The organism is Streptomyces albidus (ex Kaewkla and Franco 2022) (genome assembly GCF_013870515.1).
Classification (GTDB): Bacteria; Actinomycetota; Actinomycetes; order Streptomycetales; family Streptomycetaceae; genus Streptomyces; species Streptomyces albidus.
Genome location: NZ_JACBXA010000064.1, coordinates 1 through 24,472 on the forward strand (window position 1 = coordinate 1; position 24,472 = coordinate 24,472).

Annotated in this window: 23 protein-coding genes, 2 tRNA genes and 1 pseudogene; 21 read left to right on the forward strand and 5 right to left on the reverse strand. The window is 69.6% G+C overall.

The window, feature by feature from the left end; translation table 11 throughout:
• Positions 1 to 297 precede the first annotated feature (297 nt).
• Entirely contained in the window at positions 298 to 534 is a 237-nt protein-coding gene (locus tag H5J26_RS12740; RefSeq protein WP_181765953.1) for a hypothetical protein, read from the forward strand.
• Between the two features lie 45 nt (positions 535 to 579).
• On the opposite strand, the gene H5J26_RS12745 is transcribed toward H5J26_RS12740, so the two are convergent.
• Positions 580 to 1,149 carry a CGNR zinc finger domain-containing protein gene (locus tag H5J26_RS12745; RefSeq protein ID WP_181765931.1) on the reverse strand — a complete coding sequence of 190 codons (570 nt, stop codon included), beginning with the start codon at positions 1,147 to 1,149 and terminating at the stop codon, positions 580 to 582.
• A 194-nt stretch (positions 1,150 to 1,343) separates the two neighbouring features.
• Positions 1,344 to 1,757, reverse strand: coding sequence for an SsgA family sporulation/cell division regulator (locus H5J26_RS12750; protein ID WP_003959770.1), 414 nt, complete (start codon positions 1,755 to 1,757; stop codon positions 1,344 to 1,346).
• A gap of 190 nt (positions 1,758 to 1,947) precedes the next feature.
• Between H5J26_RS12750 and H5J26_RS12755 the strand changes: the two are divergent.
• The 4 genes and pseudogenes from H5J26_RS12755 to H5J26_RS12770 all read left to right on the forward strand — a co-directional run.
• A pseudogene (locus tag H5J26_RS12755) lies at positions 1,948 to 2,238 on the forward strand (TIGR02611 family protein); the annotation flags it as partial.
• Positions 2,239 to 2,322: 84 nt separating this feature from the next.
• Positions 2,323 to 2,394 (forward strand) — tRNA-Val (locus tag H5J26_RS12760).
• Positions 2,395 to 2,744: 350 nt separating this feature from the next.
• A complete protein-coding gene (locus H5J26_RS12765; RefSeq protein ID WP_181765933.1) occupies positions 2,745 to 3,215 on the forward strand; it encodes an SRPBCC family protein in 471 nt (156 codons plus the stop codon).
• 33 nt (positions 3,216 to 3,248) lie between these two features.
• Positions 3,249 to 3,320: transfer RNA gene (locus H5J26_RS12770), tRNA-Val, on the forward strand.
• Positions 3,321 to 3,380: 60 nt separating this feature from the next.
• On the opposite strand, the gene H5J26_RS12775 is transcribed toward H5J26_RS12770, so the two are convergent.
• Positions 3,381 to 4,073, reverse strand: a complete 693-nt coding sequence (locus tag H5J26_RS12775; RefSeq protein ID WP_181765934.1) for a 3'-5' exonuclease — start codon at positions 4,071 to 4,073, stop codon at positions 3,381 to 3,383.
• Between the two features lie 216 nt (positions 4,074 to 4,289).
• On the opposite strand from H5J26_RS12775, the gene thrS reads away from it, so the two are divergent.
• Both thrS and H5J26_RS12785 read left to right on the forward strand, forming a co-directional pair.
• Positions 4,290 to 6,266 carry a threonine--tRNA ligase gene (gene thrS / locus H5J26_RS12780; protein WP_181765935.1) on the forward strand — a complete coding sequence of 659 codons (1,977 nt, stop codon included), beginning with the start codon at positions 4,290 to 4,292 and terminating at the stop codon, positions 6,264 to 6,266.
• Between the two features lie 97 nt (positions 6,267 to 6,363).
• Positions 6,364 to 6,927: an HIT family protein gene (locus H5J26_RS12785; RefSeq protein ID WP_181765936.1), complete on the forward strand. Its 564-nt coding sequence runs from the start codon at positions 6,364 to 6,366 to the stop codon at positions 6,925 to 6,927.
• 48 nt (positions 6,928 to 6,975) lie between these two features.
• Here H5J26_RS12785 and H5J26_RS12790 read toward each other — a convergent pair whose 3' ends face one another.
• Together H5J26_RS12790 and H5J26_RS12795 are read right to left on the reverse strand one after the other, a co-directional pair.
• Positions 6,976 to 8,646, reverse strand: coding sequence for a hypothetical protein (locus H5J26_RS12790; RefSeq protein WP_181765937.1), 1,671 nt, complete (start codon positions 8,644 to 8,646; stop codon positions 6,976 to 6,978).
• A 166-nt stretch (positions 8,647 to 8,812) separates the two neighbouring features.
• Complete coding sequence (locus H5J26_RS12795) at positions 8,813 to 11,011, reverse strand: elongation factor G-like protein EF-G2 (protein WP_181765938.1); 2,199 nt, start codon at positions 11,009 to 11,011, stop codon at positions 8,813 to 8,815.
• 228 nt (positions 11,012 to 11,239) lie between these two features.
• On the opposite strand from H5J26_RS12795, the gene pgsA reads away from it, so the two are divergent.
• The 14 genes from pgsA (at position 11,240) to H5J26_RS12865 (ending at position 24,255) form a co-directional block, all read left to right on the forward strand.
• On the forward strand, positions 11,240 to 11,893 hold the full coding sequence (gene pgsA, locus H5J26_RS12800; RefSeq protein WP_181765939.1) for a phosphatidylinositol phosphate synthase: 654 nt from the start codon (positions 11,240 to 11,242) through the stop codon (positions 11,891 to 11,893).
• A complete protein-coding gene (locus tag H5J26_RS12805; protein ID WP_181765940.1) occupies positions 11,890 to 12,846 on the forward strand; it encodes a phosphatidylinositol mannoside acyltransferase in 957 nt (318 codons plus the stop codon). Before pgsA ends, H5J26_RS12805 begins: the two co-directional genes overlap by 4 nt.
• Positions 12,843 to 14,003, forward strand: a complete 1,161-nt coding sequence (locus H5J26_RS12810) for a glycosyltransferase family 4 protein (protein ID WP_181765941.1) — start codon at positions 12,843 to 12,845, stop codon at positions 14,001 to 14,003. The genes H5J26_RS12805 and H5J26_RS12810 overlap by 4 nt, the downstream gene beginning before the upstream one ends.
• A 114-nt stretch (positions 14,004 to 14,117) precedes the next feature.
• Positions 14,118 to 14,678 (forward strand): hypothetical protein, encoded by a 561-nt coding sequence (locus H5J26_RS12815; protein ID WP_181765942.1) that lies wholly within the window; start codon positions 14,118 to 14,120, stop codon positions 14,676 to 14,678.
• Between the two features lie 203 nt (positions 14,679 to 14,881).
• Positions 14,882 to 15,808, forward strand: a complete 927-nt coding sequence (pdxS, locus tag H5J26_RS12820) for a pyridoxal 5'-phosphate synthase lyase subunit PdxS (protein WP_181765943.1) — start codon at positions 14,882 to 14,884, stop codon at positions 15,806 to 15,808.
• Positions 15,809 to 15,907: 99 nt separating this feature from the next.
• A complete protein-coding gene (gene pdxT, locus H5J26_RS12825; RefSeq protein WP_181765944.1) occupies positions 15,908 to 16,501 on the forward strand; it encodes a pyridoxal 5'-phosphate synthase glutaminase subunit PdxT in 594 nt (197 codons plus the stop codon).
• Positions 16,502 to 16,640: 139 nt separating this feature from the next.
• Complete coding sequence (locus H5J26_RS12830; protein WP_181765945.1) at positions 16,641 to 17,399, forward strand: YebC/PmpR family DNA-binding transcriptional regulator; 759 nt, start codon at positions 16,641 to 16,643, stop codon at positions 17,397 to 17,399.
• A gap of 179 nt (positions 17,400 to 17,578) precedes the next feature.
• Positions 17,579 to 18,166: a crossover junction endodeoxyribonuclease RuvC gene (gene ruvC, locus H5J26_RS12835; RefSeq protein WP_181765946.1), complete on the forward strand. Its 588-nt coding sequence runs from the start codon at positions 17,579 to 17,581 to the stop codon at positions 18,164 to 18,166.
• Positions 18,163 to 18,795, forward strand: coding sequence for a Holliday junction branch migration protein RuvA (gene ruvA / locus H5J26_RS12840; protein WP_181765947.1), 633 nt, complete (start codon positions 18,163 to 18,165; stop codon positions 18,793 to 18,795). The genes ruvC and ruvA overlap by 4 nt, the downstream gene beginning before the upstream one ends.
• Before the next feature lie 76 nt (positions 18,796 to 18,871).
• Positions 18,872 to 19,960 (forward strand): Holliday junction branch migration DNA helicase RuvB, encoded by a 1,089-nt coding sequence (gene ruvB / locus H5J26_RS12845; RefSeq protein ID WP_181765948.1) that lies wholly within the window; start codon positions 18,872 to 18,874, stop codon positions 19,958 to 19,960.
• A 162-nt stretch (positions 19,961 to 20,122) separates the two neighbouring features.
• Complete coding sequence (gene yajC, locus H5J26_RS12850; protein WP_181765949.1) at positions 20,123 to 20,644, forward strand: preprotein translocase subunit YajC; 522 nt, start codon at positions 20,123 to 20,125, stop codon at positions 20,642 to 20,644.
• A gap of 128 nt (positions 20,645 to 20,772) precedes the next feature.
• Positions 20,773 to 22,503 (forward strand): protein translocase subunit SecD, encoded by a 1,731-nt coding sequence (gene secD / locus H5J26_RS12855; RefSeq protein WP_181765950.1) that lies wholly within the window; start codon positions 20,773 to 20,775, stop codon positions 22,501 to 22,503.
• Between the two features lies 1 nt (position 22,504).
• Entirely contained in the window at positions 22,505 to 23,680 is a 1,176-nt protein-coding gene (gene secF, locus H5J26_RS12860; protein WP_181765951.1) for a protein translocase subunit SecF, read from the forward strand.
• Positions 23,681 to 23,694: 14 nt separating this feature from the next.
• Entirely contained in the window at positions 23,695 to 24,255 is a 561-nt protein-coding gene (locus tag H5J26_RS12865) for an adenine phosphoribosyltransferase (RefSeq protein WP_181765952.1), read from the forward strand.
• Positions 24,256 to 24,472: the final 217 nt, after the last annotated feature.

Consider the following 24,472-nt stretch of genomic DNA (forward strand, 5'->3'; position numbering starts at 1 on the left):
CTCATCGAGACGCGCGGCATCCCGGAGGAGCTCTGCCGCGACTCGCCGGGCCGCTGATCGTCCACCGGGCAGGGCAAGAGGCCCGCGTCCGGCGGCGGAGATGAAGACTTCTCCGACATCGAGGCCATCCTCAAGAAGCACGGCATCTGACGCACCACCAGCGCACACGGCAGCCGCGCACCACCGGCCGCATTTATCACGTCCGCCGCACGGGTACCAGGAGTACTCACGAACTCCACCGCGTCGTGGGCGTGTTGAGTCTCCTTCCGGTGCGGGCTGCGTCATCATCACCGCGAGATGGACATGACGCCGAACTCCCCGGCCGAGCTCGCCGAGCCGCTCTCAGCGCCCGCAGCGACCGCTCCGCCCGTCCCCGTTCCGGTCCTGCCCGAGGTCCACGAGCTGCCCGAGGTGCAGTTCGTGAAACCGAAGGGCTGCCTCTACGCCCTGTCCCAGCCGCCGCTCATGCTGTTCCTGGCAGTGATCGCGGTCCTGCTCGCCGTCACCGGCGCGTACGACCTCTCCCTGCCGTGAGGAGCCGGCCGCTGCGACCCCGCAGTGGTCCGCGCGGCGCGCCTCTCAGCCGCGCGCCGTCTCCGCGGACTCCCGCTGCCGCGCCCGGTAGGCCGCGACGTGCAGGCGGTTACCGCAGGTACGGCTGTCGCAGTAGCGCCGTGAACGGTTGCGCGAGAGATCGATGAACGCGCGCCCGCAGTCGGGAGCACCGCACCTGCGCAGCCTGTCCCGCTCCCCGGAGACGATGATGAAGGCCAGCGCCATGCCGCCGTCCGCGGCGAGGTGGTGGGCGGCGGAGGCACCGGGGGCGAAGTAGTGCACGTGCCAGTCGTAGCCGTCGTGGTCCGTCAGCTGCGGAGTCGTACCGGCCTCGGCCACGAGCGCGTTGACCAGCTCGGCTGCCTCTCGGTCCTCGTCGGCGGCGAAGACCTGTGCGAAGCGCTCCCGTACCGACCGCACGGCGCTCAGATCTTGCTCGGTGAGGGCTCCGACGCCGCTGAGGGTGACCCGCTCCACGTACGCACCGAGGTCCGAGACCGAGACGAGCCGGTCGGGCTGCTCGCCGTCGGCGGCGGTGTTGAGGAGGTCGACCACGTCGTCGAGCGCGCACCGGGTGTCGTGATTGATCTGCACGGGTCGCTCCTCGGGGTCTGCCCTGCGGGGTCCGGTGGGCAGAGACTAACCCGTGAGGCGCACGACGACGCCGCCACCGCCGGGGCCTCCGCTGATGACGGGAGGCCCGGCAGTGACGGCGTCGTTCGTGCCGTGCAGGCCGGAGGAGCGCGCAGCCGTCGCCCCGAGTCGGACGGCTGCGCAGTACTGCGGTCTCAGCTCTCCGCGAGAATGTGGGAGAGCTCTGTGTCGAGGTCGAAGTGTCGGTGCTCGGTGCCGGGTGGCACTGCCGCGTCGGTTCGCTTGAGGAAGGACTCCAGTGCCCGCGCCGGGGCCTCGAGCAGAGCCTCGCCCTCGGGAGAGCTGAGGGCGATGCAGACCACACCCTGACCGTGACTCCTGGACGGCCAGACGCGGACGTCACCGGTGCCTGTGGGCCTGTGCAGGCCCTCGGCGAGGAGGTCGCGAGCGAAGACCCACTCGACGGTCTCCTCGGCGCCGGTGTGGAAGGTGGCGTGGACGGCATAGGGATCGGCCGTGTCGTACCGCAGCCCCGCGGGTACCGGCAGTGATGACTCGCTCGAAACAACGAGGCGCAGGTGCAGCTCGCAGCTGACCGTGGTGTTCATAAGCGCCAGGGCCTTTCGCTCAGTGTGCGCTCGGGGGTTCGCACGTCGGCGCAATCGACATGCCACGTACTCGTCGGTTGTAAACCCCTCTGACCGTTTTGCGGGTATTGCGGCCCTTGAAATGGCGTGTCGCGTTTTTGCGAGTACGGCTATTCCGGTGACGGCCCGGAGATCGGTTACGTTGGTTGTTATGTATGCAGAGAGTGATGAGAAGCCATTGGGGTCACGGGCCCCGAGGTTCATCAAGGCGTCACGGCCGCTGCACCTGAGCTGGCGGGTCGTGATCTTCGTTCTCGGGCTGGCGGTCGTGGCCGGCGGCGTCGTGCTGCTTCCGCTGCCGGGCCCGGGCTGGCTGATCATCTTCGCGGGCATCGGGCTGTGGGCGACCGAGTTCCCCTGGGCCCAGCGAGTGCTTCGCTGGACGAAGCGACAGGTGCGGGAGTGGACGCACTGGCTCAAGGTCAAGCGTCTGGAGCGCAGGGAGCGCAAGGCGCAACTCCAGCGCCGATGAGGGCGAGAGCGGTCATGAGCACCCGCTGACATGCGCTAATCTTGTGCGCGCAGCGGGCGATTAGCTCAGCGGAAGAGCGCTTCGTTCACACCGAAGAGGTCACTGGTTCGAACCCAGTATCGCCCACCTTCTGCCGGGGCCCGCAGGCTTTCAGTCTGCGGGCCCCGGCTTTCTTATGACTTCGACTCGTGTTTCTCCCTCGGAGCGGACACGCGGCGGGAATTCACTTCGCGGGGCATTCCGGCTCCCGTCGAAAAGAGGATGATGACCCTCCGCTACGAGGCTTTCCGATGGCTTTGCCGTCACCAATCTGCCGACGGAACACCGGAATTCGGTGACCGGCGACTCGTGTCCCGGCACGGCTGGCGTAAGCGCATTCCCGTTCGGCGGACAGTCGGAGTGGTTGGATGCGGAGGCCGGGGACGTCACACCGGCGGACAGGGCCCGGCGTCGGCAAGGGATTTGAGGAGTGCCCGATGACCTCCAGCCGTTACCGCTTCCACTTCCGCAGCCTCTGGCAGCTCTCCGCGACGCCCGGCGAGGTCTTCGACGTGCTGGAGCGTGCCGGGGACTACCCCGCCTGGTGGCCCCAAGTGCGGGAAGTGCGCGAGCTGGAGGAGACGCAGGGGGAGGCGCGCATCCGGTCCGTCCTCCCTTACGACTTGTGGATCACCGGGCGTGCGCTCCGGCGGGATCCCGACGCGGGGGTGCTGGAGCTGGAGATCTCAGGCGATGTGGAGGGCTGGGCCCGGTGGACCGTGACGGCGGAAGACGGGCGCCGGGTGACGACCGCCGTGTACGAGCAGCAGGTGGAGGTCCGCAAGCCGCTGATGCGGATGCTGATTCCGGCTGCGAGTCCCTTCTTCCGTGCCAACCACGCACTGATGATGCGCGCGGGGGAGCGGGGGCTACGGCGGTGGCTGCGAAGGGGTTTGGATGATGACTGAGCGGCACGGTATGGTTCTGCCGTGCCGAGGAGCGGGCGATTAGCTCAGCGGAAGAGCGCTTCGTTCACACCGAAGAGGTCACTGGTTCGAACCCAGTATCGCCCACGTGCGCAGGAGGCCGGTCCGTCATCTGACGGACCGGCCTCCCGGCTTTTCGGGGCCGGTTCAGGCCGCCGTGGGACGCAGCGGCCACGTCCGGTCGACCCTGCCGGGCGTACCGGACGAGGCGAACCACGCGGCGTGACCGCGAGCCGCGGCGGCGTACCAGACGGCCTGGAGAGTGTGGAGCGCGTACGGGCTGAGCCCCGCCAACTGCGGGGCGTAGTGGCGGCCGAGGGCCCGCACGAGTGCGAGCGAGGCGACCGCGTCGTCCTCCGGCGGGCCGGCGGCGACGGGTGCCGGCGATACGCCGTAGTGATCGCAGAGCCGCCCGAGAGTGCCGTGGTCCGAGGGAGCACCTGTCCGGTTCAGGCGGCGGTCGAGGAGCACCGGGTCCAGGACGCAGAGGCTGCGGGTGCCGAGACACGCGGCGAGGGTCGTGTGCCTGAGGCGTCTCAACTCCCGGTCCAGCAGCGTCAGATCGTAGGGAGCGTGGGCGACGGCCAGCGGTCTGCCGCCGGCGGGGCCACCGGTCAGCGCGCGCGCCAAGGCGTGGACGACGGGGCCGGCGGAGGAGCCCTCACGCACCGTCCAGCTTCGTACCTCGACGGGCGCGTGCGGCGCCTGCTGGGTGACGAGTGCGGCGGCCGTGAGCCGGTCGGATTCGGCGTCCCGGTGCTGCTCGGCGCCCGGCTCCGGCTCCGGGCTCCCGGAGCGCACCGCCAGTGCGCTGAGCGGTCCCTCGCACCACGGCGTCATGGCACCACTCCCGTCCGTCACTGCGCCCCAGCGGCTGATACCGCACTGTGCGACCGGCCAATCCCGGTTGTCCGCAGCAGAATCCGCACGGCACGAAGTGGGCGCACCGGGGGTGACGCGTTCATAACCGTTTCGCGGAGCGGGGCGTGCTCTCGGTACGATTCCAGCTGCGCCCGACGTTCGTCAGCGCATCGAAGTGAGAGTCAGGAGAGACCGGTGACCGATGTCCGTGTGATCATCCAACGCGATTCCGAGCGGGAAGAGCGCGTGGTGACTACGGGCACGACGGCCGGCGCTCTCTTCGAGGGTGAGCGTTCCGTCGTCGCCGCGCGTGTGTCGGGGCAGCTGAAGGACTTGGCCTACGAGGTCGCCGACGGCGACGAGGTCGAGCCGGTCGAGCTGTCCAGCCAGGACGGTCTCGACATCCTGCGCCACTCCACCGCGCACGTCATGGCGCAGGCGGTGCAGGAGCTCTTCCCCCAGGCCAAGCTCGGCATCGGCCCGCCCATCCGCGACGGCTTCTACTACGACTTCGACGTGCCCGAGCCCTTCACCCCCGACGATCTCAAGCTCATCGAGAAGAAGATGCAGCAGATCCAGAAGCAGGGGCAGCGCTTCTCGCGCCGGGTCACCTCCGACGAGGACGCACGCGACGAGCTGGCCGACGAGCCGTACAAGCTGGAGCTGATCGGTCTGAAGGGTTCGGCGGCAGAGGCCGCCGAGGGCGCTTCGGCAGAGGTCGGCGCCGGTGAACTGACCATCTACGACAACCTGGACGCCAAGTCCGGTGAGCTGTGCTGGAAGGACCTGTGCCGCGGTCCTCACCTGCCGACGACCAGGGCCATCCCCGCCTTCAAGCTGATGCGCAGCGCTGCCGCGTACTGGCGCGGCAGCGAGAAGAACAAGCAGCTGCAGCGCATCTACGGCACCGCCTGGCCGACCAAGGACGAGCTGAAGGCGCACCTGGAATTCCTCGCCGAGGCGGAGAAGCGCGACCACCGCAAGCTCGGCGCGGAGCTCGACCTGTTCTCCATTCCCGAGGAACTCGGGTCGGGGCTGGCCGTCTTCCATCCCAAGGGCGGCGTCGTGCGCAAGGTGATGGAGGACTACTCGCGGCGGCGGCATGAGGAGTCGGGGTACGAGTTCGTCAACACCCCGCACATCTCCAAGGAGGGGTTGTTCGAGACCTCGGGGCACCTGCCGAACTACTCGGAATCGATGTTCCCGCCCTTGGAGTTCGACGGGCAGAACTACCGCCTCAAGGCCATGAACTGCCCGATGCACAACCTGATCTTCAAGGCGCGGGGCCGGTCCTACCGCGAACTGCCCATGCGGCTCTTCGAGTTCGGCACGGTCTACCGCTACGAGAAGTCGGGCGTCGTGCACGGCCTGACCCGGGCCCGCGGCTTCACCCAGGACGACTCGCACATCTACTGCACCAAGGAGCAGATGGCCGACGAGCTGGACAGCCTGCTCACCTTCGTGCTGAACCTGCTGCGGGACTACGGCCTGAACGACTTCTACCTGGAGCTCTCCACCCGCGAGGAGGGCAACCCCAAGTTCATCGGCGAGCCCGCCGAGTGGGAGGAAGCCACCGAGACGCTGCGGGAGGCGGCCGGCAAGCAGGGCCTGGAGCTCGTGATGGACCCGGGCGGCGCCGCGTACTACGGGCCGAAGATCTCCGTACAGGCCAAGGACGCCATCGGCCGTACCTGGCAGATGTCCACGCTCCAGGTGGACTTCCAGCAGCCCAAGCGGTTCGGTCTGGAGTACACGGCGGCCGACGGTTCACGTCAGCAGCCTGTGATGCTGCACCGCGCTCTGTTCGGGTCGATCGAGCGCTTCTTCGCGGTGCTGCTGGAGCACTACGCGGGCGCGTTCCCGGCGTGGCTCGCGCCGGTGCAGGCAGTGGGCATCCCGATCGGTGACACGCATGTGCCGTATCTGGAGGAGTTCGCCGCCGAGGCGAAGAAGAAGGGCCTGCGCATCGAGGTCGACTCCTCCTCGGACCGCATGCAGAAGAAGATCCGCAACGCGCAGAAGGCCAAGGTCCCCTTCATGATCATCGCGGGGGACGAGGACGTGTCGGCCGGCGCGGTCTCCTTCCGCTACCGGGACGGCACCCAGCGGAACGGCGTACCGCAGAACGAGGCCGTCGCGGAGCTGCTGGACGCCGTGGAGCGCCGCGTGTAGCAGCGGGACGGCCCGTCGCCGGTGCGGCCGGCCACGAGTGGGCGAGAGCCGGGCCCCGGGGTCACCCTGGGGCCCGGTCCCGTACCTGGGAAGTCTTATGCTGGCCCGCATGACGAGCGAGCCGGAACAGCAGATCGGGGTCGGGACGCCGGATGCGTTCCAACGCCTGTGGACACCGCACCGCATGGCCTACATCCAGGGCGAGAACAAGCCCAGCGGGCCAGGCGCCGAGGACGGCTGCCCCTTCTGCACCATTCCGGCGAAGAGCGACGAGGACGGGCTCATCCTCGCCCGCGGGGAGCACGTGTACGCGGTGCTCAACCTCTATCCGTACAACGGCGGGCACCTCATGGTCGTGCCGTTCCGGCACGTCGCCGACTACACGAACCTGACCGCGGAAGAGACCGTGGAACTGGCGGAGTTCACCAAGCGTGCGATGGCCACGCTGCGCGCCGCGTCAGGGGCGCAGGGCTTCAACATGGGCATGAACCAGGGGTCCGTCGCGGGCGCCGGCATCGCGGCCCACCTGCACCAGCACGTCGTGCCGCGGTGGGGTGGCGACACCAACTTCATGCCCGTCGTCGGCCACACGCGCGTGCTGCCCCAACTCCTCGCGGAAACGCGCGAGATGCTGGCCGCCGCCTGGGCGGAGACACCCTAGGGCAAAGCGCCGGACGCGCCCTCGACCATCGGACGCGTCCTGACCGCGTCACGCGTCGTAGGCGTCGGCCTTCGTCGGCTCCGCGCCCTGGACGAGGCCGCTGAGGATGAGGGACCGGGCGCCGAACTGAGCGGTGTTGCAGCCGTTCTCGTCCAGCACGCGCAGCGCCGCCGCATGCACCACGCGCAGCACCGGGGTGGCCGCCCGCAGGGCGTCGTCCGCCATGAAGCGGTGCCGCCAGGGCTTGTCCGCCCAGGCGTGCCGCAGCCCGAACGGCTCCGGCAGCGTGAGCTTGCCGCCCAGGAAGTCCAGCACCGGCGGGAACCAGGTGAAGGGGGCTCGGGCGGCGAGCCGCACCACCTCCGGGGCCTCCACCAGCGGCTGCGAAACCTCCTTGGTCTCCCAGAACTTCACGCTCTTGGAGACCTCCTTCGTCTTCGCCTTGGGCTTCGTCGTGAAGAGCGGATGCACCGGGCCGAGCGCGTGCCCCGTGACCTCGATGCGCAGCGTGTGGTGCAGCACCGTCACGGTGATCAGCAGAGTGATCACCAACTGGCCGTCCCAGAGGACGAACTGCACACCCAGGTAGTGCCGGTTGCCGCTGCCGAACTGCTGCTCGTTGCAGATGCGCTGTATCTCGAAGTCCTTGATGCGGAAGCCCTCGACCTCCTGGCCCTCGGGACGCGTGACCTCCTTGGCGCCTTCGCCGATGGGGGAGACGATCCAGTGGCGGATGGAGGGCTTGGGGAAACCGCCGGTGTGCAGCGGGCCGCGCTCCAGCATGCGCAGCTGGTCGTGGATCGCCCGCACGACGTCCCAGCTGCGGAAGGGGTTGATGTCGGCGTCGGGGTCCTTCGGGACGAGCTCCTCGGCGAGCTGCCAGCTGCCCCAGCGCGTGCCCATGCCGAGTATGCCCTTGGGGCCCGCGTAGTAGACGAGGTTGCTGGCCTGCTCGGCGGTGAGCTTGGCAAGGCCCAGCCGGATGCGTTCGGCACCGGCGTCGCCCGGGTCCTGCGGCACCGCCTCGGGGATCTTCGCGCCCACTCCGCCACCGCCGAGGAGCTGCTCCCACTGCGCCCGCAGCAGCTTGGCCGAGCGCTCACTCACCTGCTTCGCCCAGAGCCAGCCGACGATGGGCGCGATGAACATGGCGCGCAGATAGACGGCGAGCAGGCCGGTGAAGGGCAGCTTGAGCATGAACAGGATCGCCAGGCCGCCCAGCGCGACCATCGCCGCTACGCCGAAGGCCCCCACCCGCTTGTTCTGCGAACCGGCGAGGGCCCGGCGCAGCTGGAACGCCAGCAGCCACAGCAGGGTGCCGGGAAGGAAGAGCACGCCGAAGATCGCCATGATGACGGTCAGCCGGGTGTCCCGGTCCTTGCGGATCCGCGTCGCCGCCAGGCAGTGCTCCACCACGGTCTGCGGCTCGGTGCCGAAGGACTGGATGAGCGCCTTGCGCGCGCCGCCCAGCAGCCGCACCTGCACTGCGCGTGAGAAGGCCTCGCCCAGATTCGGTTCGAAGAGGGAGAGCTTCGGCTTCTTCACCTTCGCGGCGTCGTTGGCCTCGATGAGGCCCGTCATCGGGCTGTCCCGGTACGCAGCCGAGGCCAGGGCGTGGGTGGCCGCCGTCTGGCCGCCCGCGCCGGACAACGGGACCTGTGCGCCCGGACTGAAGTCGGACGCGGCCTCGATCCCCTCGAAATCGTCGAACCCGGCCACTGAGCCCCCACCTCGCTATGCCTCGCCCCTGCGCGTGAGAGGGCGGCCGGACGCTGCGCGCCCGTGCATCTGCTGCCGCTGCTCACGTTCTGTGCCGACCACGGCATTTTCCCAACTGCCGTGGTCGGCACACCTCTTCACGCGTCTTTCCCCAGCGTAGCCCTGATCAGCCGCCGTTCCGGGCCGCTTCCAGGATCTTGCCCGACAGCTGCTGAGGCATCGGCTCGTGACAGGCGTACTCGCGTGCGAACCGCCCCGTCCCGTGGGAGAGCGACCGCAACTCGACCGCGTACCGGCTGATCTCGATCTCCGGGATCAGGGCACGTACGAGCGTCAGCCCTTCGGAGGCCTGCTCGGTGCCGGAGACCTTGCCGCGACGGCCGGAGAGGTCACTCATGACCGATCCGACGTACTCGTCCGACACCGTCACCTTCAACTCCGCGACGGGCTCCAGCAGATGGATGCGCGCCTTCGCCGCGCACTCGCGCAGCGCGAGCGCCCCCGCCATCTGGAAGGCGGCGTCGGAGGAGTCGACCGAGTGGGCCTTGCCGTCGTGCAGGGTCACCCGGAAGTCCACGAGCGGGTACCCCGCGGCGACGCCCTTCTCGGCTTGCGCCCGCACGCCCTTCTCCACGGACGGGATGAACTGGCGTGGTACGGCGCCGCCCACGACCTTGTCGACGAATTCGATGCCCGAACCGCCCGGCAGGGGCTCGACGGTGATCTCGCAGATCGCGAACTGCCCGTGCCCGCCGGACTGTTTGACGTGCCGCCCGCGCCCGCTCGTCTCCTCCGCGAACGTCTCCCGCAGCGAGACCAGGTGCGGTACGGAATCGACGTTGACGCCGTAACGGCTGCGCAGCCGCTCCAGAGCCACGCCCATGTGCGCCTCGCCCAGGCACCACAGCACCAACTGGTGGGTGTCGGGGTTCTGTTCGAGACGCATCGTGGGATCCTCGGCGACCAGCCGGGACAGGCCGTGGGAGAGCTTGTCCTCGTCCGCCTTGCTGTGCGCCTCGATGGCGACGGGCAGCAGCGGGTCCGGCATCACCCACGGCTCCATCAGCAGCGGATCGTCCTTCGCGGAAAGGGTGTCGCCGGTCTCCGCGCGGCTCAGCTTCGCGACGCACGCCAGGTCGCCGGCGACCGCCTTGGACAGCGGTCGCTGCTGCTTGCCGAAGGGTGCCGAGAGGGCTCCGATCCGCTCGTCCACGTCGTGGTCCTCGTGGCCGCGGTCCTCCAGGCCGTGGCCCGAGACGTGGACCGTCTCATCGGGGCGCAGGGTCCCTGAGAAGACACGAACGAGCGAAATCCGGCCCACGTACGGGTCGGAGGACGTCTTGACGACCTCGGCGGCCAGCGGTCCGTCCGGGTCGCAGGTCAGGGCGGGGCGGGCCCTGCCCTCCGGTGTGGTCACCGCGGGGACCTCACGCTCCAGGGGCGTGGGGAAGCCGCCGGTGATCAGCTCCAGCAACTCGACGGTGCCGAGGCCGTGACGGCCGCCCTCGGCGGCCGGGGCCGCGGCCAGTACGGGGTGGAAGACGCCGCGCGCCACGGCCTTCTCCAGGTCGGCGATCAGCGTCTTGATGTCGCAGTCGCCGTCCTCGAGGTAGCGGTCCATGAGGGTCTCGTCCTCGCTCTCGGCGATGATCCCCTCGATGAGCCGGTTCCTGGACTCCTTGATCAGCGGCAGGTGTTCCGGGTCCGGGTCGCGCTCGGTGCGGGTGCCGGAGGAGTAGTCGAATATCCGCTGCGAGAGCAGTCCGATGAGCCCTTCGACGGGCGCGTGGCCGTCGGAGCCCTCCGCGCCGCGCAGCGGGAGGTAGAGCGGGATGACCGCGTCGGGGTCGTCACCGCCGAAGGTCTGCTGGCAGACCGACACCATCTCCTCGAAGTCGGCGCGTGCGGCGTCGAGATGGGTCACCACGATCGCCCTCGGCATCCCGACCGCTGCGCACTCGTCCCAGACCAGACGGGTCGCCCCGTCCACCCCGTCCGCCGCCGAGACGACGAAGAGGGCCGCGTCCGCTGCTCGCAGACCGGCCCTCAACTCCCCGACGAAGTCGGCGTATCCGGGGGTGTCCAGCACATTGATCCGAACTCCGCCCCACTCCACCGGGACCAGGGAGAGCTGCACCGAACGTTGCTGGCGGTGCTCCATCTCGTCGTAGTCGGAGAGGGTGCCCCCGTCCTCCACCCTGCCGGCCCTCTTCACCGCCCCGGAGGCCAGTGCGAGTGCTTCTACGAGGGTGGTCTTTCCCGAACCGCTGTGGCCGACCAGAACCACGTTCCGCAGGGCGGAGGGATGGTCGGCCGCCGCTGCTCTGCCGGCGGCTCCGGGATGTGTGCTCGCCTTGTCGCCCATGTGTCCCGCCTTCCGGTCGACACCTTCTGGCTCCGTCGCGAAAAAGCACGGTCCTTCGAGCTTTCCACCGCTCCCAGCACGCGTCCATACGTAGGGCCCGCCGTCAACGGACGACTGTGCCCTCAAGGGGGGCATCCGTTGACGGCGGCCCGGCGGAGGCTGGCTACGATGGGCCCGCCGGAGGCCGTACCCGCCGCCGGGATTCTCCGTCGATCTTCCGGGACGATCATGCTGAACAAGTACGCGCGTGCGTTCTTCACGCGTGTCCTCACACCCTTCGCCGCGCTGCTGCTGCGCCTGGGAGTGAGTCCCGACACGGTCACCCTGATCGGCACGGGCGGGGTGGTCGCGGGGGCACTGGTCTTCTACCCGACGGGTCACTTCTTCTGGGGCACCGTCGTCATCACGCTGTTCGTCTTCTCCGACCTCGTCGACGGCAACATGGCGCGGCAGCTCGGGCGTTCGAGCCGATGGGGCGCCTTTCTCGACTCCACGCTGGACCGGGTCGCGGACGCGGCCGTCTTCGGCGGCATCGCGCTGTGGTACGCGGGCGGCGGTGACAGCGTCCTGATGTGCGGCGTCACGATCTTCTGCCTCGCCAGCGGCCAGGTCGTCTCCTACACCAAGGCGCGCGGTGAGGCCATCGGCCTCCCGGTGAACGTCAACGGCCTGGTCGAACGCGCCGAGAGGCTCGTGATCACCCTTGTTCTCGCGGGCCTGTCCGGTTTCACGGCCTTCGGCGTCCCGCACATCGGGATCCTGCTGCCCATCGCCCTGTGGGTGGTCGCACTCGGCAGCATCGTCACGCTCGGCCAGCGCGTGGTCACCATCAGGCGGGAGGCCGCCGAAGCCGCCGAGGCGGAAGGGACGGGGACAGCGTGAGCACGGCTCGTGAGGCGCTGACGGACTCCCTGTACGGACTGGGCTGGGCCGGCGTCCGCAAGCTCCCCGAGCCCGCGGCGGCCGCGCTGGGACGGCGCATCGCCGACACCGCCTGGAAGCGGCGTGGAAAGGGCGTACGGCAGCTGGAGGCGAACCTCGCGCGTGTCGTGCCCGACGCCTCCCCGGAGCGCCTCAGCGAGCTCTCACGGGACGGGATGCGCTCGTACCTGCGCTACTGGATGGAGTCCTTCCGGCTGCCCTCGTACAGCGAGCGGCACATCCGCGAGAGCGTGCACATCGAGAACGAGCACCTGCTGACCGACGGCATCGCATCCGACCGCGGCGTCATCCTCGCTCTGCCGCACCTGGCCAACTGGGACCTGGCGGGCGCGTACGTCACCACCGGGCTCAAGACGCCCTTCAGCACGGTCGTCGAACGCCTCAAGCCCGAGTCGCTCTTCGACCGCTTCGTCGCCTACCGCGAGAGCCTGGGCATGGAGGTCCTGCCGCACTCCGGAGGTGCCGCATTCGGCACCCTCGCGCGCCGCCTCCGCGACGGCGGACTCGCCTGCCTGGTGGCCGACCGCGACCTTTCCGCCTCCGGCGTCGAGGTGGACTTCTTCGGTGAACGTACGCGGATGCCCGCCGGTCCGGCGCTGCTGGCCCAGCAGACGGGAGCGCTGCTGCTGCCGGTGACGCTCTGGTACGACGAGCCCCCCAGGCTGAGGGGCCGCGTGTATCCGCCGGTCGAGACGCCCGCGGAGGGCACCCGCCAGGAGAAGGCGGCGGTGATGACCCAGGCCGTGGCGGACGCCTTCGCCGCCGGCATCGCCGAACATCCGCAGGACTGGCACATGCTGCAGCGGCTCTGGCTCTCCGATCTGGACGCGCGGCCCGCGGGCTCGGGGGATGCTCCCGGGAACGGGACGGCCAAGGAGGAACGGGACGCATGAGGATCGGGATCGTCTGCCCGTACTCCTGGGACGTGCCCGGCGGCGTCCAGTTCCACATCCGTGACCTGGCACAGCACCTGATCCGGCTCGGCCACGAGGTGTCCGTCCTGGCGCCGTCCGACGACGAGACCCCGCTGCCGCCGTACGTCGTCTCCGCGGGCCGTGCCGTCCCGGTGCCCTACAACGGCTCGGTCGCCAGGCTCAACTTCGGCTTCCTCTCGGCCGCCCGGGTGCGGCGCTGGGTGCACGACGGGCGCTTCGACGTGCTGCACATCCACGAACCCGCCACGCCCTCCCTCGCCCTGCTCACCTGCTGGGCGGCCCAAGGCCCGATCGTCGCCACCTTCCACACCTCCAACCCCCGCTCCCGGGCGATGATCGCCGCGTATCCGATCCTGCAGCCGGCGCTGGAGAAGATCAGCGCGCGGATAGCGGTGAGCGAGTACGCGCGCCGCACCCTGGTCGAGCACCTCGGCGGTGACGCCGTCGTCATTCCCAACGGCGTCGACGTGGACTTCTTCGCCGGTGCCGAGCCCAAGGCCGAGTGGCAGGGCGGCACGATCGGGTTCATCGGACGGATCGACGAGCCCCGCAAGGGACTTCCCGTTCTGATGAAGGCCCTCCCGCGAATCCTCGAGGAGCGGCCCGGCACACGCCTGCTGGTGGCGGGCCGGGGTGACGAGAAGGAGGCCGTGGAGTCGCTGCCCGTGCGGATGCGCGGACAGGTCGAGTTCCTCGGCATGATCAGCGACGAGGACAAGGCGCGCATGCTGCGCAGCGTCGACCTGTACGTGGCGCCCAACACCGGCGGCGAGTCCTTCGGCATCATCCTGGTCGAGGCGATGTCCTCGGGTGCGCCCGTACTCGCCAGTGACCTGGACGCGTTCGCGCAGGTGCTGGACGGGGGAGAGGCGGGCGAACTGTTCGCCAACGAGGACGCGGACGCCCTCGCAGACGCGGCCGTACAGCTGCTGGGCGACCCGGAACGGCGGGAGCAGCTGCGTGCGTACGGCAGCCGCCATGTGCGGCGCTTCGACTGGTCCACCGTCGGTGCCGACGTCCTCGCCGTGTACGAGACCGTCGCGGACGGCGCCGCGTCCGTCGCCCCCGACGAGCGCATCGGGCTGCGTGCCCGCCTCGGCTTCGCCCGTGACTGAAGCCGCGGGCGGGAGTTGTCGAGTCATGCCTGTCACGTCCGTCATGCACGTCACGTCCGGGACGGGACCACCGAGGACCGCTGAGGACGAGGACCGAGGGAGAGCGGCGTAGCGATGCCCGACCTGACCACCTGGATCCTGATCGCCGTCGCCGTGCTGCTGATCGGCGTCTATCTCAGCTGGACCGCCGGACGGCTGGACCGTCTGCACGCCCGTATCGACGCCGCGAAGGCCGCGCTGGACGCGCAGTTGCTGCGCCGCGCCTCGATCGCGCAGGAACTGGCGACCGCGGGGCTGCTGGATCCCGCTGCGTCGATCGTCCTGTACCAGGCGGCTCACGACGCACGGCAGGCGGAGGAGGATCAGCGCGAGGTCGCCGAGAGCGAGCTGAGCCAGGCGCTGCGTGCCGTCTTCGACGAGAGCGCGCAGGTCGACGCCGTGCGGGCGGCGCCGGGTGGCGAGGACGCCGCGGTCGAACTGGCCGGGGCCGTCCGGCGGGTGCCCATGGCGCGGCGTTTCCACAACGACGCCGTACGGGCCGCACGCGCCCTGCGCCGCCACCGCACCGTGCGCTGGCTGCGATTGGCGGGCTATGCGCCCTTCCCGCTGGCCTTCGAGATGGACGACGAACCGCCGCCGGCGCTGGCCGACCGGGGCAACGGGGCCCCTCAGTAAGCACGTTGGGCAGGTGCGGCCCGCGGACGGGGGACCGCGACGGGCGGTGTGCGGCCGCGGCCTGCCCGGCGCCGAGTGGCTCCGACGTCCAGGCCACTGGAGCGGAATTGGCCCTTTTCCAAGGCCACCCCTTTCGGTGACCGTGTATTCAGCGGACCTACCATGGTCCTGTCGTAACTTTTCCCGTCGAGTGAGGTCATAGCGTGTCCACCCCGTCATCCGAGTCCTCCGCCACGTCCGTCCAGGCTCCCGAGACCGGCACCGCGCGCGTCAAGCGCGGCATGGCCGAACAGCTCAAGGGCGGCGTGATCATGGATGTCGTGACGCCCGAGCAGGCGAAGATCGCCGAGGACGCCGGCGCCGTCGCGGTCATGGCTCTGGAGCGGGTCCCCGCCGACATCCGTCAGGACGGCGGCGTCGCCCGCATGTCCGACCCGGACATGATCGAGGGGATCATCGAGGCCGTCTCCATCCCCGTCATGGCCAAGTCCCGCATCGGCCACTTCGTCGAGGCGCAGATCCTGCAGGCTCTCGGCGTGGACTACATCGACGAGTCCGAGGTCCTCACCCCGGCCGACGAGGTCAACCACAGCGACAAGTTCGGCTTCACCACACCCTTCGTGTGCGGTGCGACCAACCTCGGTGAGGCACTGCGCCGCATCGCCGAGGGCGCGGCCATGATCCGCTCCAAGGGCGAGGCCGGCACCGGCAACATCGTCGAGGCCGTGCGCCACATGCGTCAGATCAAGGGCGAGATCGGCAAGCTCAGGGCGCTGGACAGCCACGAGCTGTACGCGGCGGCCAAGGAGCTGCGCGCCCCCTACGAGCTGGTGAAGGAGGTCGCCGCGCTGGGCAAGCTGCCCGTCGTCCTCTTCTCCGCCGGCGGCGTCGCGACCCCTGCCGACGCGGCGCTCATGCGTCAACTCGGCGCGGAGGGCGTCTTCGTGGGCTCGGGCATCTTCAAGTCCGGTGACCCGGCCAAGCGCGCCGCGGCCATCGTGAAGGCCACCACCTTCTTCGACGACCCGAAGATCATCGCCGATGCCTCGCGTGGTCTCGGAGAGGCCATGGTGGGCATCAACTGCGACACCCTCCCCGAGGGTGAGCGCTACGCGTCACGCGGCTGGTGACTGCCACGCGCGCGGCGGGCCGCACCGCCGCGCGCGTGACAGCCCGACCGCAGGCGGCAGTCCGCCGCACAGCAAGACCCGTATGAGAGGCATCTGCCCGTGAGCACTCCCACTGTCGGCGTCCTCGCCCTGCAGGGCGATGTCCGCGAGCACTTCGCCGCGCTGGACGCGGCGGGTGCCGAGGCACGCGCCGTGCGCCGCCCCGAGGAACTCGCCGCGGTCGACGGCCTGATCATCCCGGGCGGCGAGTCGACCACGATCTCGAAGCTGGCCATCGCCTTCGGGCTGATGGAGCCGCTGCGCGAGCGCGTACGGGCGGGCATGCCGGCATACGGCTCCTGCGCGGGCATGATCATGCTCGCCGACAAGATCCTCGACCCGCGTTCGGGTCAGGAGACGGTCGGAGGCATCGACATGATCGTGCGGCGCAACGCCTTCGGACGGCAGAACGAGTCGTTCGAGGCGCCGCTCGCGGTGACCGGAGTGGAGGGCGGCCCCGTCGAGGGTGTCTTCATCAGGGCTCCGTGGGTGGAGTCCACCGGCGCCCGGGTCGAGACGCTGGCGGTCTACGACGGGCATCCCGTCGCGGTCCGCCAGGACGGCCTTCTGTCGACCTCGTTCCACCCCGAACTCACAGGCGACCACCGCGTGCACGCGCTCTTCGTGGAGATGGTGCGCAGCGCGCTCGGCTGACCACACAGCGTAGCGGTGTGCGCCTGCCGGGCGGGGATCGGCAAGGGAGAGGCCCACGGTGCCGGGCGGTCGGAGAGCCGTGTGCCTGGCGGTAGGATCTCCGAGTTGGCTTTGTCGGTGACGTTGAAGGAGCGAGGCTGTGTCCGGCCACTCTAAGTGGGCAACCACCAAGCACAAGAAGGCCGTGATCGATGCCAAGCGCGGCAAACTCTTCGCCAAACTGATCAAGAACATCGAGGTTGCGGCCCGTACGGGCGGCGCCGACCCCGAGGGCAACCCGACCCTCTACGACGCCATCCAGAAGGCGAAGAAGAGCTCGGTCCCCAACAAGAACATCGACAGCGCGGTCAAGCGCGGTGCCGGGCTCGAAGCGGGCGGCGCCGACTACGAGACGATCATGTACGAGGGCTACGGGCCCAACGGCGTGGCCGTGCTCATCGAGTGCCTGACGGACAACCGCAACCGCGCCGCCTCCGACGTGCGCGTCGCCATGACCCGCAACGGCGGCTCCATGGCCGACCCGGGCTCCGTCTCCTACCTCTTCAACCGCAAGGGCGTCGTGATCGTCCCCAAGGGCGACGACGGCCTCGCCGAGGACGACGTGCTGGCAGCCGTCCTGGAAGCGGGCGCGGAGGAAGTCAACGACCTGGGTGAGAACTTCGAGGTCATCAGCGAGGCCACCGACCTCGTCCCGGTCCGCACGGCATTGGTCGACGCCGGCATCGACTACGAGTCGGCCGACAACAACTTCCTTCCCAGCGTGCAGGTGCCGCTCGAGGAGGAAGGGGCCCGAAAGATCTTCAAGTTGATCGACGCCCTCGAGGACAGCGACGACGTACAGAACGTCTTCGCCAACTTCGACGTCACCGACGAGGTCATGGCGAAGGTCGACGCCTGACGGGACGTCAACCGGCTGTCGACGTCCTGGTCCGACGCGCGGCGGTGGCTGCGGAGCCGCCGCCGCTGTGAATTCCGGTGCTTCGTGCGCCCGCCCCGGTACGGCCTCGTGGAGTTGTCGGTGCCGACCGATAACCTGCGGGAACTGTCGGAGTTCCGAGTCGGACGAGGAGGACCAGGGTGCGTGTTCTCGGTGTCGACCCGGGGCTGACCCGCTGCGGTATCGGTGTCGTCGAGGGCGTCGCCGGCCGGCCGCTGAAGATGGTGGCCGTAGGCGTCGTGCGTACACCGTCGGACGCCGAGATCGCCCAGCGCCTCGTCCTCATCGAGCAGGGCGTCGAGGAGTGGCTTGACGCCTACCGTCCCGAAGCCGTCGCCGTCGAGCGGGTGTTCAGCCAGCACAACGTCCGTACGGTCATGGGCACCGCCCAGGCCAGCGCGGTCGCGATGCTCTGCGCCGCACGCCGGGGGCTGCCCGTCGCGCTGCACACCCCCAGCGAGGTCAAGGCCGCCGTGACCGGCACAGGGCGCGCCGAGAAGGCGCAGGTCGGCACCATGGTCACGAGGCTTCTCCGGCTCGACGCGCCACCCCGCCCCGCCGACGCAGCGGACGCGCTGGCCCTCGCCATCTGCCACATCTGGCGCGCTCCCGTGCAGCAGCGGCTCAACCGCCTCCAGCAGGCGCACGCCCGGCACACACCCGCCCGAACTGCCGCAGCCGCAGCCGTGGATGCCGCCCGTCGCCCCCCGAAAGGCACCGCACGATGATCGCGTTCGTCTCCGGCCCCGTCGCCGCTCTCGCCCCGGATGCCGCGGTCCTCGAGGTCGGCGGAGTGGGCATGGCCGTGCAGTGCACGCCGGGCACCCTCGCTCAACTGCGCGTCGGCAGGCACGCCAAGCTCGCCACCTCCCTCGTCGTCCGAGAGGACTCACTGACTCTCTACGGCTTCGAGGACGAAGACGCCAGGCAGACCTTCGAGTTGTTGCAGACGGCGAGCGGCGTCGGCCCGCGGCTCGCGCAGGCGATGCTCGCGGTCCACTCGCCGGACGCGCTGCGGCTCGCCGTCGCGACCGGAGACGAGAAGGCGCTCACCGCCGTGTCCGGCATCGGGAAGAAGGGCGCGCAGAAGCTTCTGCTGGAGTTGAAGGACCGCCTCGGCGAACCGCTCTCCTCCGGCGCCCATCTTCCCGGGCAGAGTCCCGGCTCCCCCGGAGGCGGCGGCTGGCGAGGTCAACTGCACTCCGCGCTCGTCGGGTTGGGCTATGCCACGCGCGAGGCCGACGAGGCGGTCACGGCCGTCGCCCCCCAGGCCGAGGCAGCGGCGGCGTCCGGCACCGAACCGCCCGTACCTCAACTGCTGCGCTCCGCCCTGCAGACGCTGAACCGGGCGCGGTGAGCCGCGTGGTGCGCCCCTCACGGGGTGAATCACAGAGCGAACGAGCAGAGCACAGGGACACGCAGAGGCAGGCGTCATGAGCAGGGACGAGTACACCGACGACATGGCGGACGACAGCGTCGACCGCCTCGTCGGCGCCGAGGCCGACAGCGAGGAGAGCGCCGTCGAGGCGGCTCTGCGGCCCAAGGAACTGAGCGAGTTCATCGGCCAGTCGAAGGTTCGGGAGCAGCTCGACCTCGTCCTCAAGGCCGCCCGCCAGCGCAACGGGACCGCCGACCACGTCCTGCTGTCCGGGGCGCCGGGGCTCGGCAAGACGACCCTTTCGATGATCATCGCCGCCGAGATGGCGGCTCCCATCCGCATCACCTCCGGGCCGGCCATCCAGCACGCGGGCGACCTCGCGGCGATCCTCTCCTCGCTCCAGGAGGGTGAAGTCCTCTTCCTCGACGAGATCCACCGGATGTCCAGGCCCGCCGAAGAGATGCTCTACATGGCCATGGAGGACTTCCGCGTCGACGTGATCGTGGGAAAGGGCCCTGGAGCCACGGCGATTCCGCTGGAGCTGCCTCCGTTCACCCTCGTCGGCGCCACCACTCGCGCCGGGCTTCTGCCCCCGCCGCTGCGCGACCGGTTCGGCTTCACCGCGCACATGGAGTTCTACGAACCGGGCGAGTTGGAGCAGGTGATTCACCGCTCGGCCCGGCTGTTGGAGGTCGACACGGACGCAGAGGGCGCCACCGAGATCGCAGGCCGCTCCCGTGGCACGCCTCGCATCGCCAACCGCCTGCTGCGCCGCGTGCGGGACTACGCGCAGGTCAAGGCGGACGGAGTGATCAACCGTGACATCGCCTCTCGTGCCCTGAGGGTCTACGAGGTCGACGAGCGAGGCCTGGACAGGCTCGACCGCGCCGTTCTCGGCGCCCTGCTCAAGCTGTTCGGCGGCGGCCCCGTCGGGCTCTCCACGCTGTCCGTCGCGGTGGGGGAGGAGCGTGAGACGGTCGAGGAGGTGGCCGAGCCGTTCCTCGTACGCGAGGGCCTGCTCGCCCGCACGCCCCGCGGCCGCGTCGCCACACCCGCCGCATGGGACCACATGGGCCTCGCACGTCCGCAGAACCAGGCGTCGTCAACGGGCAGAACGGGACAACAGGGACTGTTCGGAGAGTGACGGCGCGGATACTCGTGGGGTCAGGAACCCCAGTGCCATGCTTGACGTTGTTCCATTGGCGAGGGCTCGCTTAGACTCCGCCGACGTCGTTCCTTACGGGCGGCGCGCCCACCCCGAAATCCAGGCCGCTGAGACGCGGTCGTGCGAAGGACACTCCCCGCCGTGAATATCGTTACTCTCCTCCCTTTCATCGTGCTCATCGGGGCAATGTTCCTGATGACCCGGTCCGCCAAGAACAAGCAGCGTCAGGCGGCAAAGATGCGTGACGCCATGCACCCCGGCACCGGCGTCCGGACCATCGGCGGTATGTATGCCACCGTCAAGGAGATCCGCGACGACACGGTCCTCCTAGAGGTGGCCCCGGGGACGCACGCCCTTTACGCCAAGAACGCCGTCGGCGCCGTCCTGGAGCCCGAGGAGTTCGACCGGATCGTGAATGCCACGCCGGACGACCTCGAGCTCGGCGAGGCCGTCGTGCCCGACGACGCCTCCTCCCTGACCTCGGACGACGAGTCCGACGAGGACTCGAAGGTGGACTTCGGCAAGACCGCCTCCGAGGGCGACGCCGACACCGGTGCGACCGCCGACGCCAAGAGCGCCAAGGCGGACGCCAAGGAGTCCGCGGCCGAGGGCGACGAGCCGTCGAAGGACACCAAGCGTAAGGGCGACTCCGACTCGGAGTAAGGTCGGCGCCGCCGGGTCACCGACCGGGCCCGGCGGCGGAGCATGTCCGCAGACCACTTTGTGCGCCGCGTGGCGGCCCGACTCAACTCCTGGGCCGGCACTGGCGGTTGGGACAGGAGAACGAGAAGGTGGCAGCACCGAAGAAAGGCCGCAGGAGCCCGGGGGCGCACGGGAAACCATGGCGCTCGCTGATTCTGATCCTGCTGGTCATGGTGGGCCTGACCGGGGGTATGTTCATCTCCGGCCACACCACGCCCCGATTGGGCATCGACCTCGCGGGCGGTACGAGCATCACGCTCGAGGCCAAGAACCAGCCGGGCAAGCCCAACGCGATCAACCAGACCAACATGAACACCGCCGTGGGCATCATCGAGCGGCGTGTGAACGGTCTGGGCGTCTCCGAGGCCGAGGTCCAGACCCAGGGTGACCGGCACATCATCGCCAACATCCCGCGTGGGACCAACGAGAAGCAGGCCCGCGAGCAGGTGGGGACCACCGCCAAGCTGGCCTTCCGCCCGGTGCTGACGTACGCGCCGACCACCAAGCAGCCCAAGCCGCCCCAGCCTTCGCCCTCTCCCTCCAAGTCCGGTGACAAGGCCGGCGAGAAGGGTGAGCAGAGCGGGCAGGACAACCAGGGCCGTGCCGTGAGCGACGGCCTCAAGGCCGCCCCGGCCGACGACAAGCCGTCACCCAAGCCCGAGAAGACCACCCCTCCGCCCGCTCCGCCGCAGCAACAGCAGCCTCCGGGTGTGCCGGCGGACCTGGCGAAGAAGCTCCAGAAGCTCCAGTGCAACACCAAGGAGCAGCGGGCGAAGGCGAGTGAGGCGGCCGCCAACACCAAGCCCGGCGACCCGATCGTCGCGTGTGACTCCCGCGAGAAGATCAAGTACGTACTCGGCCCGGTGGGCGTCGACGGCAAGAACGTCACCGACGCCAAGGCCCAGTTCGACCAGCAGCGCGGTCAGTGGATCGTCACCATGTCGTTCGACGACAAGGGGTCCGGTGACTTCGGCGACACCACCGGCGAGCTGGCCAAGAAGCAGCAGCCGCAGAACCAGTTCGCCATCGCGCTGGACGGCGAGGTCGTCTCCGCTCCCTCGGTGAGCCAGCGGCTGACCTCCAACGCCGAGATCTCCGGCAGCTTCACGCAGGAGTCCGCCGAGGAGCTGGGCAACATCCTCTCCTACGGCGCGCTTCCGCTCACCTTCGAGGAGTCGGACGTCACCACGGTGACCGCGGCCCTCGGAAGTGATCAGCTGGAGGCGGGTCTCATCGCGGGTGCCATCGGCCTCGCCCTCGTGATCATCTATCTCGTCGCGTACTACCGCGGGTTGTCCTTGATCGCGATCCTCAGCCTGCTCGTCTCGGCCGTACTGACGTACACGCTGATGTCGTTGCTCGGCCCGGCCATCGGCTTCGCGCTGAACCTGCCGGCCGTGTGCGGCGCCATCGTCGCCATCGGCATCACGGCCGACTCCTTCATCGTCTACTTCGAACGCATCCGTGACGAAGTCCGCGAGGGCCGCACGCTGCGGCCCGCGGTCGAGAGGGCCTGGCCGCGTGCCCGGCGCACCATCCTCGTCTCCGACTTCGTCTCGTTCCTGGCCGCCGCGGTGCTCTTCATCGTCACCGTCGGAAAGGTGCAGGGCTTCGCGTTCACGCTGGGCCTGACCACCCTGCTGGACGTGGTCGTGGTGTTCTTCTTCACCAAGCCGCTGATGGCTCTGCTGGCACGCGGGAAGTTCTTCGCCAGCGGCCACCCGTGGTCCGGTCTCGACCCGACCCGCCTCGGTGCCCAGCCGCCGTTGCGCCGCGGCCGCCGCTCGTCCGTCGTCAGCACCGATCCGAAGGAGGCATGAGATGTCGCGACTCGGCAATATCGGTGCCCGGCTCTACCGCGGCGAGGTCGGCTACGACTTCGTCGGCAAGCGGAAGTTCTGGTACGGCGTCTCCATCCTCATCACGATCACAGCGATCGTCGGACTCGCGGTGCGCGGTCTGAACATGGGCATCGAGTTCCAGGGCGGCGCGGTCCTCACCACGCCCAGCACCTCGGCCTCCGTCCCGCACGCCACAGAGATCGCGGAGAAGACCTCCGGACGCACCGCCATCGTCCAGAAGCTGGGCAACGGCGGAATGCGCATCCAGATCGCCGGCCTGGACACCGCCAAGTCCACCGAGGTCAAGGAGACCCTCGCGGACGAGCTCAAGGTCGACGCCAACCAGGTCGACACGCAGCTCGTCGGGCCGAGTTGGGGTGAGCAGATCGCCAACAAGGCCTGGCTGGGTCTGGGGATCTTCATGGTCCTCGTGGTGATCTATCTCGCCATCGCCTTCGAGTGGCGTATGGCACTCGCCGCCCTCATCGCGCTGATCCACGACATCACCATCACCGTCGGCATCTATTCGCTCGTCGGCTTCGAGGTCACACCGGGCACGGTGATCGGTCTTCTGACCATTCTCGGCTACTCGCTCTACGACACCGTCGTCGTCTTCGACGGTCTGAGAGACGGCAGCCGGAACGCCACCAAGCAGACGCGGTACACCTACAGCGAGATCGCCAACCGCAGCATCAACTCCACGCTGGTGCGTTCCATCAACACCACCGTGGTGGCGCTGATGCCGGTCGCCGGCCTGCTCTTCATCGGCGGCGGCCTGCTCGGCGGCGGCATGCTCAACGACATCGCGCTGTCGCTCTTCGTCGGCCTCGCCGCCGGGGCGTACTCCTCGATCTTCATCGCCACGCCGCTCGTGGCGGACCTCAAGGAGCGCGAGCCGCAGATGAAGGCCCTGGCCAAGCGGGTGCGTGCCAAGCGCCTCAAGTCCGAGGGCCGCGAAGGCGCCCAGGACGATCAGGACGAGCACGGGGCCGCTGTCGGCCACGAGCCGCAGGACGCACCTCACGACTTCGGCCCCGGCAGCGACCCGGGCACCCCCGCGGGTGCCGGTACGGGCGTCGTCGGCCCGCGTGTTCAGCGCCGCCAGCCCGCCTCGCGTGGACGCGGCCGTAACCGCCCGTCCGGAAAGCGCAGGTGAGCGAGGTGACCGGAATGAGTGAAGCGGCCCCGGTCTCCACCGAGGTGTCGGAGCTGCTCCTCGGCCGCATCCGTGACATCGCGGACTACCCGAAGCCCGGCGTGATGTTCAAGGACATCACGCCGCTGCTGGCGGACCCCGAGGCCTTCACGGTGCTCACCGACTCCCTCGCGCGGATCTGCGCGGAGCGCGGTGCCACCAAGGTCGTCGGCCTGGAGGCCCGCGGCTTCATCCTGGCCGCCCCCGTGGCCGTCCGCGCGGGCGTGGGCTTCATCCCCGTACGCAAGGCCGGCAAGCTCCCGGGCGCCACCCTCAGCCAGGAGTACGAGCTGGAGTACGGCACCGCCGAGATGGAGGTGCACGCCGAGGACCTCAGCTCCGACGACCGGGTGCTGATCGTCGACGACGTGCTGGCCACCGGCGGCACCGCCGAGGCGTCGCTCGAGCTGATCCGGCGGGCCGGTGCCCAGGTCGTCGGCCTGGCGGTGCTGATGGAGCTGGGCTTCCTCGGCGGCCGGGAGCGTCTGGCGCCCGCCCTGAAGGACGCCGAGCTGGACGCGTTGGTCACGGTCTGACGACGAGGGACCGGCACAAGGCGGGCACCCGGTACGTTCTCCGCAGGAGACCCGGGTGTCCGCCTTTGTCGTGCCTGTCCCGGCGCCTGGGGGCGAGGGTGCGACCGGGGTCGATACCATGGCAGTCCGACCTGGGGTCCAACGAGGAGTGCTCTTGCCAGACGAGGCCCAGCCGCTGACGGCGGCAGAGCGTCACAACGCCGAGCCCGGCGGGCCA

Bases quoted from the DNA above. Each gene is read 5' to 3' on its own strand.
- secF (WP_181765951.1), top strand. From the start codon at position 22,505: ATGTCGCGACTCGGCAATATCGGTGCCCGGCTCTACCGCGGCGAGGTC.
- H5J26_RS12775 (WP_181765934.1), bottom strand. From the start codon at position 4,073: ATGACGCCGTGGTGCGAGGGACCGCTCAGCGCACTGGCGGTGCGCTCC.
- H5J26_RS12740 (WP_181765953.1), top strand. From the start codon at position 298: ATGGACATGACGCCGAACTCCCCGGCCGAGCTCGCCGAGCCGCTCTCA.
- H5J26_RS12865 (WP_181765952.1), top strand. From the start codon at position 23,695: ATGAGTGAAGCGGCCCCGGTCTCCACCGAGGTGTCGGAGCTGCTCCTC.
- H5J26_RS12750 (WP_003959770.1), bottom strand. From the start codon at position 1,757: ATGAACACCACGGTCAGCTGCGAGCTGCACCTGCGCCTCGTTGTTTCG.
- pgsA (WP_181765939.1), top strand. From the start codon at position 11,240: ATGCTGAACAAGTACGCGCGTGCGTTCTTCACGCGTGTCCTCACACCC.
- H5J26_RS12765 (WP_181765933.1), top strand. From the start codon at position 2,745: ATGACCTCCAGCCGTTACCGCTTCCACTTCCGCAGCCTCTGGCAGCTC.
- H5J26_RS12815 (WP_181765942.1), top strand. From the start codon at position 14,118: ATGCCCGACCTGACCACCTGGATCCTGATCGCCGTCGCCGTGCTGCTG.
- H5J26_RS12810 (WP_181765941.1), top strand. From the start codon at position 12,843: ATGAGGATCGGGATCGTCTGCCCGTACTCCTGGGACGTGCCCGGCGGC.
- H5J26_RS12785 (WP_181765936.1), top strand. From the start codon at position 6,364: ATGCTGGCCCGCATGACGAGCGAGCCGGAACAGCAGATCGGGGTCGGG.
- ruvB (WP_181765948.1), top strand. From the start codon at position 18,872: ATGAGCAGGGACGAGTACACCGACGACATGGCGGACGACAGCGTCGAC.
- H5J26_RS12795 (WP_181765938.1), bottom strand. From the start codon at position 11,011: ATGGGCGACAAGGCGAGCACACATCCCGGAGCCGCCGGCAGAGCAGCG.
- ruvA (WP_181765947.1), top strand. From the start codon at position 18,163: ATGATCGCGTTCGTCTCCGGCCCCGTCGCCGCTCTCGCCCCGGATGCC.